Annotated in this window: 8 protein-coding genes and 1 riboswitch; of the genes, 6 read left to right on the plus strand and 2 right to left on the minus strand. The window is 66.3% G+C overall.

The genetic code is table 11. From position 1 onward, the window contains the following. Positions 1 to 90 precede the first annotated feature (90 nt). The 4 genes from PHP91_RS10920 to PHP91_RS10935 all read left to right on the plus strand — a co-directional run bounded on the left by PHP91_RS10920 (position 91) and on the right by PHP91_RS10935 (position 3528). Positions 91 to 1290, plus strand: a complete 1200-nt coding sequence (locus PHP91_RS10920; RefSeq protein ID WP_366141562.1) for an ABC transporter permease — start codon at positions 91 to 93, stop codon at positions 1288 to 1290. 56 nt (positions 1291 to 1346) lie between these two features. After that, positions 1347 to 1862 (plus strand): TPM domain-containing protein, encoded by a 516-nt coding sequence (locus PHP91_RS10925; RefSeq protein ID WP_300140451.1) that lies wholly within the window; start codon positions 1347 to 1349, stop codon positions 1860 to 1862. After that, a complete protein-coding gene (rnhA, locus tag PHP91_RS10930) occupies positions 1855 to 2334 on the plus strand; it encodes a ribonuclease HI (RefSeq protein WP_300140453.1) in 480 nt (159 codons plus the stop codon). The genes PHP91_RS10925 and rnhA overlap by 8 nt, the downstream gene beginning before the upstream one ends. Positions 2335 to 2415: 81 nt before the next feature. Further along, complete coding sequence (locus PHP91_RS10935) at positions 2416 to 3528, plus strand: DUF362 domain-containing protein (RefSeq protein ID WP_300140455.1); 1113 nt, start codon at positions 2416 to 2418, stop codon at positions 3526 to 3528. 55 nt (positions 3529 to 3583) lie between these two features. Here PHP91_RS10935 and PHP91_RS10940 read toward each other — a convergent pair whose 3' ends face one another. Further along, positions 3584 to 4492: a LysR family transcriptional regulator gene (locus PHP91_RS10940; protein WP_300140457.1), complete on the minus strand. Its 909-nt coding sequence runs from the start codon at positions 4490 to 4492 to the stop codon at positions 3584 to 3586. Between the two features lie 173 nt (positions 4493 to 4665). Here PHP91_RS10940 and PHP91_RS10945 point away from each other — a divergent pair, with 173 nt between their 5' ends. After that, positions 4666 to 4815, plus strand: a complete 150-nt coding sequence (locus PHP91_RS10945) for a hypothetical protein (RefSeq protein WP_300140459.1) — start codon at positions 4666 to 4668, stop codon at positions 4813 to 4815. Between the two features lie 112 nt (positions 4816 to 4927). On the opposite strand, the gene uvrA is transcribed toward PHP91_RS10945, so the two are convergent. After that, positions 4928 to 7687: an excinuclease ABC subunit UvrA gene (uvrA, locus tag PHP91_RS10950; RefSeq protein WP_300140460.1), complete on the minus strand. Its 2760-nt coding sequence runs from the start codon at positions 7685 to 7687 to the stop codon at positions 4928 to 4930. A gap of 154 nt (positions 7688 to 7841) precedes the next feature. Continuing rightward, positions 7842 to 7935, plus strand: a riboswitch (cyclic di-GMP riboswitch). A gap of 76 nt (positions 7936 to 8011) precedes the next feature. On the opposite strand from uvrA, the gene PHP91_RS10955 reads away from it, so the two are divergent. Continuing rightward, the gene (locus PHP91_RS10955; protein ID WP_300140462.1) at positions 8012 to 9037 is read left to right on the plus strand and encodes an HD domain-containing phosphohydrolase; all 1026 of its coding nucleotides are present in this window, start codon (positions 8012 to 8014) and stop codon (positions 9035 to 9037) included. Positions 9038 to 9087: the final 50 nt, after the last annotated feature.

Genomic DNA, 9087 nt, shown 5'->3' on the forward strand with positions numbered 1-9087 from the left:
GGTAAAACACTCGGATTACCTGGTCCCGCTTCCCGGCCGCCGGAGGCATCTTCAACTATGACACCGCGATTGATGGTCAGGGTGGCGAGCATGGGGTTCGGTGCGTTGTGGGCGTATCGGCTCCGGTCTTTTTTCGTGGTGTTGGGGGTGGCGTTCGGGATCGCGAGTCTGACGCTGATCGTGACGGCGGTGGACGGGGCGAACCGCAAGGCCGTGGAGATGGTGGAGATGTTCGGCCCGGACGCGGCGTTGTTGTTCGGCGGCGATTTTCGCAAGCGGGCGGTGGGGACGCGGGTTTTGACCTTGAGCATGGACGACGCGCGGCGCATCGAGAATTCGTTGCCGGGGGTGAAGCTGGTGGTGCCCATGCGCATGAAGCCCGGCCAGACGGTGAAGCTCGGCAGCCGCAACTATCAGGACGTGCAGGTGGTGGGCGCGACCGGGGACTATGCCGGGGCGTGGAACTGGCCCCTGGCCGAGGGGCGGGACATCTCGGACGACGACGTGGCCCACGGGGCCAAGGTGGCGCTGCTGGGCGGCACTGTGGTGCGGGAGCTGTTCGGGGAGGACTCGCCGGTGGGCCAGGTGGTGTTCATCGCCAACATCCCCTTCCAGGTGGTGGGCACGCTGGTAACCCGCGGGGCGAGCGGCGGCGGTCATGCGGACGTGGACAACCGGGTCATCGTGCCGCTGTCCACGCTGATGCAGCGGTTCAACCTGGACCGCAAGTATTTCCGGGCCATCCGGGTCAAGTTTCTGGACGCCGAGCACATGGACGCGCACGTGGAGAACATGCGCTCGCTGGTGCGGCATCAGCATCACCTGACGCCGGAGCAGGACGACGACTTCACCATCCTGACGGCGGACGAGATTCTGAAGTTTCTGTCCATGTTCAAGGGCGGGCTGGCGCTGTTCCTGGGCATCACGGCGACCATCGCCATCCTGGTGGGCGGGTTCGTGCTGGCGAACCTGTTTTCCCTTTCGGTGAGCGAGCGGTCCGAGGAGATCGGGCTGAAGAAGGCGCTGGGCGCGCACCGGTCCGCGATCATGGTCCAGTTCCTGGTGGAGGCGTGCGGGCTGACGCTCATGGGCGGGGTGCTCGGGCTGTTCATGGGCCTGGGGCTCGGGCAGTTTCTGTCGCGGCTGGACATCTTGACCATCCAGTTTTCGTGGAAGGCGTTTTTCCTGGCCCTGGCCGGTTCCCAGGCCGTGGGGCTGGTCTTCGGGCTCAAGCCCGCCAAGCAGGCGGCGGACCTGGACCCCATCCGCGCCTTGCGCGGCGAGGGCTGATGCGGCTTGCCCAAACGGGCCCCGGCGCGGTAAGGGTTCAAGTCGGAGGATTTGCCGTGAAACTGTCCATTCCCCGCGTGCACGGGGCCACCCCGAGGGAGAAGCTGTTGCGTTCGCTGGCGCTGGTGCTGGTGTTCGCGGCCGTGGTCTGGGGGTTCATGAAGAACAACGAGCGGGTCATCGAGGTCCTGAACCGGGACAGCGCGGTCTATGACGAGACCAAGACCCTGGACAAGGAGCAGCGCAAGTTCATCGCCTCGTTCATGCGCGCGCTCAAGGACGAATACGGGCTGGCGAGCCAGGTTCAGGTTTTCGGCGGCGAGTTCGTTGTGCCGGACCTGGACGCCAAGACGCTCTACATCGGGCTCTCCCCGGTGACGGGCGAGGTGCGGATCGTCTTTCCGACCCTGATGCGCCAGGCCCTGGGCGAGGAGTTCGCCGAGAAGCTGGCGACCGAACATCTGCAACCCGCCCTCCGGGAGGGCGACTGGCCACAGGAGATAGAGATAGTGCTGGCCCTGATTTACAAGAAGCTGGAAAATCTGGACAAGGGCGGAAACGCCGGTGAATAGCGTGACCATCTACACCGACGGCTCCTGCCTGGGCAATCCCGGCCCCGGCGGCTACGGCGCGGTCCTGATCGCGGGCGAGTATGCGGGCAGGGACGCCAGGAACTACAAGGAACTGTCCCAGGGGTACAAGCGCACCACCAACAACCGCATGGAGATGCTGGCGGTGATCGTGGCCCTCGGCGCCCTGACCGAGCCCTGCCAGGTGGAGCTGTGGACCGACTCCCAGTACGTGAAGAACGCCTTCACCCAGAACTGGATCGGCGGCTGGCAGAAGAACGGCTGGAAGACGGCGGCCAAGAAGCCGGTCAAGAACAAGGACCTCTGGCTGCGGATGCTGCCGCTCATCGAGCGGCACAAGGTCAATTTCCACTGGGTCAAGGGCCACAGCGGCCACACCTTCAACGAGCGGTGCGACGAACTGGCCCGGACGGCGGCATCGGGCCCCGGCCGCATCGAGGACGTGGAAGGCTAGCGGCCCGCCGGGCCGCCTCCCCCCTTTGCGGGCGACGGCCAACGTGCTGTTTTTCCCCGAACATCAACCAAAGGAGCTGCCATGACGGCCGACGTCTTTTTCTGGAATCTTCGCGCTTCCATGAAGGCCCCGTTCCACGCGCGCATGCGCTCGTTGCTCAAGGCCTGCGGCGCGCACAAACTCATCCGGGAGGGCGACCTTGCGGCCGTCAAGATCCACTTCGGCGAGCAGGGGACCACCGGGTTCCTGCGCCCGCTGTGGGTCAAGGCGATCACGGATTTCGTGGCCGAATCGGGCGGCAAGCCGTTCCTCACCGACGCCTCCACACTGTACGTGGGCCAGCGCGGCGAGGCGGTTTCGCACCACCTCTGCGCGGCCCGGCACGGCTGGGACCCGCTGGTTCTGGGCGCGCCCGTCATCATTGCCGACGGCCTCAAGGGCGGCGACGAGACCGGCGTGCCGGTGAACGGCAAGCACATCGACGAGGCGTACATCGCCAACGCCGTGGCCGACGCGGACTTCCTGGTCTCGGTCAACCACTTCAAGGGGCACGAGCTGGCCGGGTTCGGCGGCGCGCTCAAGAACCTGGGCATGGGCTGCGCCAGCAAGCGCGGCAAGATGCAGCAGCACTTCTCCACCGGCCCGACCCTGGTGCCGGAAAACTGCCAGGGCTGCGGCGCCTGCGTGAAGTCCTGCAAGGTCGGCGCGCTCTCCCTGGACGAGTCCACTGGCAGGATCTCCATCCGCCAGGAACTGTGCGTGGGCTGCGGCGGCTGTTTCGTGGCCTGCCGCTTCCAGGCGCTCCAGGTGGACTGGCGGATCGGCGTGCAGGAGTTCCTGGAGCGGATGATGGAATACGCCAAGGGCGTGCTGCGGACCAAGGACCGGCCGTGCCTGCACGTCAACTTCGTCATGGACGTGGTGCCCGACTGCGACTGCGTGGGCTTCACCGACGCGCCCATCTGCCCGGACATCGGCGTGCTGGCCAGCCTGGACCCCGTGGCCGTGGACCAGGCGTCCATGGACCTGGTGAACGCGGCCCCGCCCCTCTACCCGAGCCACCTGCCCGAAGGCGTGAAGCCCGGCGACTCCAAGTTCCGGGCCATCCACGCCCACGTGCCCGAGCACATGGGCCTCGAATACGCCGAGGCCCTGGGCCTGGGCAGCCGCGAGTACAACCTGGTCGCGCTCTAGCTGCCCGGTTCCGCAAAAAAAAGGCGGGCGGCCCGGTGGGCCGCCCGCCTTTTTTTCACTTGTCCGCCGCGCCCCGCGGCCCGTCGTCCTCCACCTCCCAGACCCGCCGCACGTGCTCGATGACCGCACGCATCACCGGGTCCTGGTCCCGCCGCTTCAGACAGACGAAATGCAGGGCGATGGACAGCTCCTCGAACGGCATGGCGTGCACCAGCCCGATGCGGTTGGCCGCCTTGAGCTCGTTCTCGCGCAGGAAGGACACGCCCTTGCCCGCCGCCACCAGCACGCGGATGACCTCGTCCCCGTCCACCTCCAGCCGTTTGGCCGGGCGGATGCCGTGGGACGTGAAAAACGGCTCCACAATGCGCTGCACCGGGTTGTCGCCCGGGTCCATGATCCAGGGCAGGTCCGCCAGGGCGGGCAACCCGCCCTTGAGCCGGTCCTTCCACACGTCCGGCACCCCCACGAAAAACCGCGTGGTCTCCAGCCGCACCGCCATGAGCTCGGGATAGCGCGGCTCGCCGAACGTGAACCCGCAGTCCATCGTGTGGTCGCGAATCTCCCCCTGCACCGACGTGGACGCGCTCTGCATGATCTGCAGCGTGACCTTCGGATGGTCCTCGCCCAGCGAGGTCAGCAGCGGCACCACCCGCAAATACTCCGCGTCCGTGTTCAACCCGAGCGTCAGGTTGCCCACCAGCTCGTCCCCAAGGTTGCGCGCCTCCAACTCCAGCTCGCCCACCGCCTCCAGCACCCCCCTGGCCCTGGGCAACAGCCGCCCGCCCGCCTCGGTCAGCCGCATCCCCTTGGGCGTGCGGATGAACAGCCGGGTGTCCAACTCGTCCTCCAACGCCTTGATGTGCGCGCTCACCGTGGGCTGGCTGGCGTGCAGCCGCTCGGCCGCCCGCGTCAGATGCCCCGCCTCCGCCACCGTCACAAACGTCCTCAATTGATACAGTTCCATGGCTTTCCCCCGGTCCGTCACCGGACTATCACGGAAACCGATCCAGATTGCAACATCAATCGGAAAATCCGAACGAGTGCATCAAACAATACAATTGGATTGGTTTCCATGACTTACGTAAATGGTGATTCATGGAAGAACGCCCGCTTGCCGGCAGAAGAAAGGAGAACGACATGAGCATGGAAAATGATACCCGCCTGATGATGATGCAGTTGCGCGACCGCACCCGCCAAAACGCACCCGTGCGCCGCAACAACACCATCCGCCGCCGCGGCGGCGCCATGGCCTCCTTCGCCATGACCCTGCTTACCCGATTGGTCTAAAATTTTCGCAGCCAGAGCGCTGCATGCCAAGCGGGTTGGAGCCGTTTTTGCCCGGAGAGTTCATCCTTTCCGTCCGGGCAAAGACGGTTCTTTTTTTTGGCCTTCGCCCGCCCTACAGAAACGAGCCGGTTACGGACTTGGGGTCGGCGGCGATTTGTTCGGGGGTGCCTGCGGCGACGATTTGGCCGCCGTTTTCTCCGCCGCCGGGTCCGAGGTCGATGACGTGGTCGGCGGCCTTGATGACGTCGAGGTTGTGTTCGATGACGATGACGGTGGCGCCTTTGTCGACCAGGGCGTGGAGGACGCGGATGAGTTTGCCGACTTCGTGCATGTGCAGGCCGGTGGTGGGCTCGTCGAGGATGTAGAGAGCGCCGGGCAGGTTGCGTTTGCCGAGTTCGCGGGAGATTTTGATGCGTTGGGCCTCGCCGCCGGACAGGGTGGTGGCGGGTTGGCCGAGGCGCAGGTATTCGAGGCCGACTTCGGCGAGCACGTCGAGTCGGCGCAGGAGCGGCGGGTGGTGGGCGAAGAACTCGCGGGCCTGGCGCACGGTCATGTCGAGGACGTCGGCGATGTTTTTGCCCCGGTATTCGACTTCGAGGGTCTGGGCGTTGTAGCGTTTGCCCTTGCAGGTTTCGCAGGTGACGTAGACGTCGGGCAGGAAGTGCATTTCGACCTTGATCTGTCCGTCGCCCTGGCAGGCTTCGCAGCGGCCGCCCTTGACGTTGAAGGAGAAGCGGCCGGGGGTATAGCCGCGCGTGCGCGCCTCCTTGGCTCCGGCGAAGATCTTGCGGATCTCGTCGAAGATCTTGGTGTAGGTGGCGGGGTTGGAGCGCGGGGTGCGGCCGATGGGGGTCTGGTCGATGGAGATGACCTTTTCGATGCGGTCGAGTCCTTCGATGCCGCCGATCTTGCCGGGGTTGTCGGCCTTGTTGCCCTGGTGGAGCTGGAGGTGCTTGAAGAGCGAGTCCATGACCAGGGAGGACTTGCCCGAGCCGGACACGCCGGTGACGCAGGTCATGACGCCGAGGGGGAAGTCCACGTCGAGGTTTTTGAGGTTGTTGGTCTCCACGCCTTTCATGCGGACGTGGCCGGTGGGGGTGCGGCGCTCGGCCGGGGGTTCGATGAACAGGTCGCCGCGCAGGTATTTGCCGGTCAGGGTATCGGCCTTCAGCAGTTCCTCCACCGGGCCCTGGAACACGGCCTCGCCGCCGAGCCAGCCCGAGCCGGGGCCGATCTCGATGACGTGGTCGGCCTCGCGGATGGTGGGTTCGTCGTGTTCGACCACGAGCACGGTGTTGCCGCGCGACTGGAGGGAGCGGAGGGTGTCGAGGAGGCGCTGGTTGTCGCGCGGGTGCAGGCCGATGGACGGCTCGTCGAGCACGTAGGTGACGCCGACCAGGCCGGAGCCGAGCTGGGAGGCGAGCCGGATGCGCTGGGCCTCGCCGCCGGAGAGGGTGGCCATGTTGCGGCCGAGGGAGATGTATTCCAGGCCGACGTTGACCATGAAGCCGAGCTTGTGGGTCAGTTCCTTGAGCAGCGGTTCGGAGATGAGGGTGTCCTGGCCGGTGAACTGAAGTTTTTGCAGCCAGTCCAGGGCGGCGCGGATGGACAGGGAGGCGAACTCGAACATGTTCAGGTCGGCCACGCGCACGGCCAGGGCCTCGGGCCGCAGGCGCGCGCCGTGGCAGTCCGGGCAGGGTCGCGACTGCTGGAAGCGCGCGGTCCAGTGGTCCCAGACGCCGGACTGCTGCTGGCCGTATTCGAGCACGGGCAGGACGCCGGGCCAGTCGGTTTCGGGTTCGCCGTGGAAGAGGGCGTTCCAGGCCTCGGGCGGGAAGTCGGCCAGGGGGGTGTCCATGGTCAGGCCGTGGTGCTTGACCAGCTTTTGCAGGCCGGGGCCGTACTGGCGTTGGCGGGTGGCGTTGTTCCAGGGGATGATGCCGCCGTCGCGCAGGGAGAGGCCCTTGTTGGGCGCGATGAGGTCGGGCTCGAAGTATTCCACGGAGCCGATGCCGTTGCAGGTCGGGCACGCGCCCTGGGGCGAGTTGAAGGAAAAGAGCTGCGGGGTCAGCCGTGGCATGGAGATGTTGCATTCCGGGCAGGTGGAGAGGGTGGACATGAAGGTGTCGCCCGCGTTTTCGCCCCCGATCACGCTGACGATGAGGCGTTCGCCGCCGCGCGCCAGGGCGAGCTCCACGGAGTCGGCCAACCGTTTCTTGATGCCGTCCTTGATGACCAGGCGGTCCACCACCAGGTCGATGGTGTGCTTCTTGTTCTTCTCCAGCTCGGGCGCGTCGTCCAGGGCGTAGACCTCGCCGCCGATGCGCACGCGCACGAACCCTTCCTTGCGCAGCTTGGCGAAGAGGTCCTTGTGCGTGCCCTTCTGGTGCTCCACCAGCGGGGCGAGCAGCATCAGCCTGGCGCCCTCGGGCAGGGCGGCCACGGTGTCCACGATCCGGTCGGTGGTCTGGGCCTCGATGGGCCTGCCGCACTTGGGGCAGTAGTACTTGCCCAGCCGGGCGTAGAAGACGCGCAGGAAGTCGTAGACCTCGGTGACCGTGCCCACGGTGGAGCGCGGGTTGCGCGTGGCGGTCTGCTGCTCCAGCGAGATGGCGGGCGAGAGCCCCTCCACCTTGTCCACGTCCGGCTTGTCCATCTGGGGCAGGAACTGGCGGGCGTAGGCCGAGAGCGACTCGACGTAGCGGCGCTGGCCCTCGGCATAGACGATGTCGAAAGCCAGCGTGGACTTGCCGGACCCGGACGGGCCGCAGACCACGACGAGCCTGTCGCGCGGGATGTCCAGGGTCAGGTTCTTGAGGTTGTGGTGCCGGGCGCCTTCGATGTGGATGGAGTCGTGAGCGGGGGTGTGCATCCCGGGAGGATAACCATTCCCAAATGGAAGGCAAGGGCGGGGTCGCCGGTATTCGCGGCCCCGTTCACGCCCCCCTGAGCCCGGCCGCGGCCCCGCCGATGAAGGGAGACGTGGAATCGTTTACAATCCGAAAACGGACGGGTATGGTACCAATTGAAGACAAAGCCAAACCCGCCGCGAGGCGGGGACGGAAAGCCACGGGTCTCCCGCCCCGCAGCAGGACGCGCGGAGACGGCCGGGTTGCCGGATCGTCGGCCTGCGGGCCCCGAGGTGGGGGCGCGCCGGGCCGTCCCGAGGGTTTCCGCCGTCTCCCAGGAGGAAGTCATGGGCAATGCCGGGACCGCCGGTAACGGCGGCAGCGAAGCCGGGGCCGGAAAGGCCGGAACCCTTTTCCGGGTCTCTCCCTACATGGTCATCCCGTCCCGGGTGGGCGGGTTCTCCCTGTATCTCAAGCAGGACGACAACTACGTCCTCTACGCCGAAAAGGGTGAACTCTTCACCGACGCCCACAAGGAGCGGCTCTCCCGGCTCGGCGTCGAACACCTCTACATCAAGAGCGAAGACTATTCCTTTTACGCCCGCTACGTGCAGGACAACATCCAGGACCTGCTCGACGACGAATCCATCCCGGTGCGCGAACGCGCCCGGGCCTGGAACGACGCCACCGTGGCCGTGGCCCGTGAAGCCTTCGACAGGAACCTGCCCGGCAACATCGACAAGCGCCGCTTCCGCAAGATCCAGACCCTCATCGCCAAGTCCCTCAAGTTCCTCGCGCGCGAAGACGCCCTCAGGGAGCTCGCCCGGTTCATCACCGAGGGGCACGAGCTCTTCCAGCACGGCATCGCCGTCATGGTCCTGACCATCAGCGTGCTCGGCACCTTTGTGCGCGAAGACGCGGACCTCATGGTTTCCGTGGGCGTCGGGGCCATGCTCCACGACATCGGCAAGCTCGAACTGCCCCAGGAAATCTTCCGCCGCCGCCCCGACGGCCTCAGCCAGCAGGAAAAGGACATGATCAAGTCCCATCCCGCCCTGGGCGTGGGCCTCTGCTCCTCCCTGCCGCTGCCCCAGGAAACCCTCCAGTGCATCCTCTTCCACCATGAACGCGAAGACGGCACCGGCTATCCCTCCGGCGCAACCGGCGAATTGCTGCCCTCCTACGTCAAGGTCCTCACCCTGTGCAACGAATACGACAACCTCACCCGAGGCCCCGCGGCGGGACGCAAGACCCTCACCCCCTTCGAGGCCCTCACCCGGATCAAGCAGAGCCGCTCCGCCTACGACCCCGAAATGCTCAAGCGCCTCATCGCCGTCCTCTCCAAAGCCGATATCGCCCCGTTCACCGTGTAACCGGCAGGACGCGAGGCCCGGGCCGGGGAATGCCTCCGGCGGCCGCCTCG

The organism is Pseudodesulfovibrio sp. (assembly GCF_028692895.1).
Taxonomy (GTDB): domain Bacteria; phylum Desulfobacterota; class Desulfovibrionia; order Desulfovibrionales; family Desulfovibrionaceae; genus Pseudodesulfovibrio.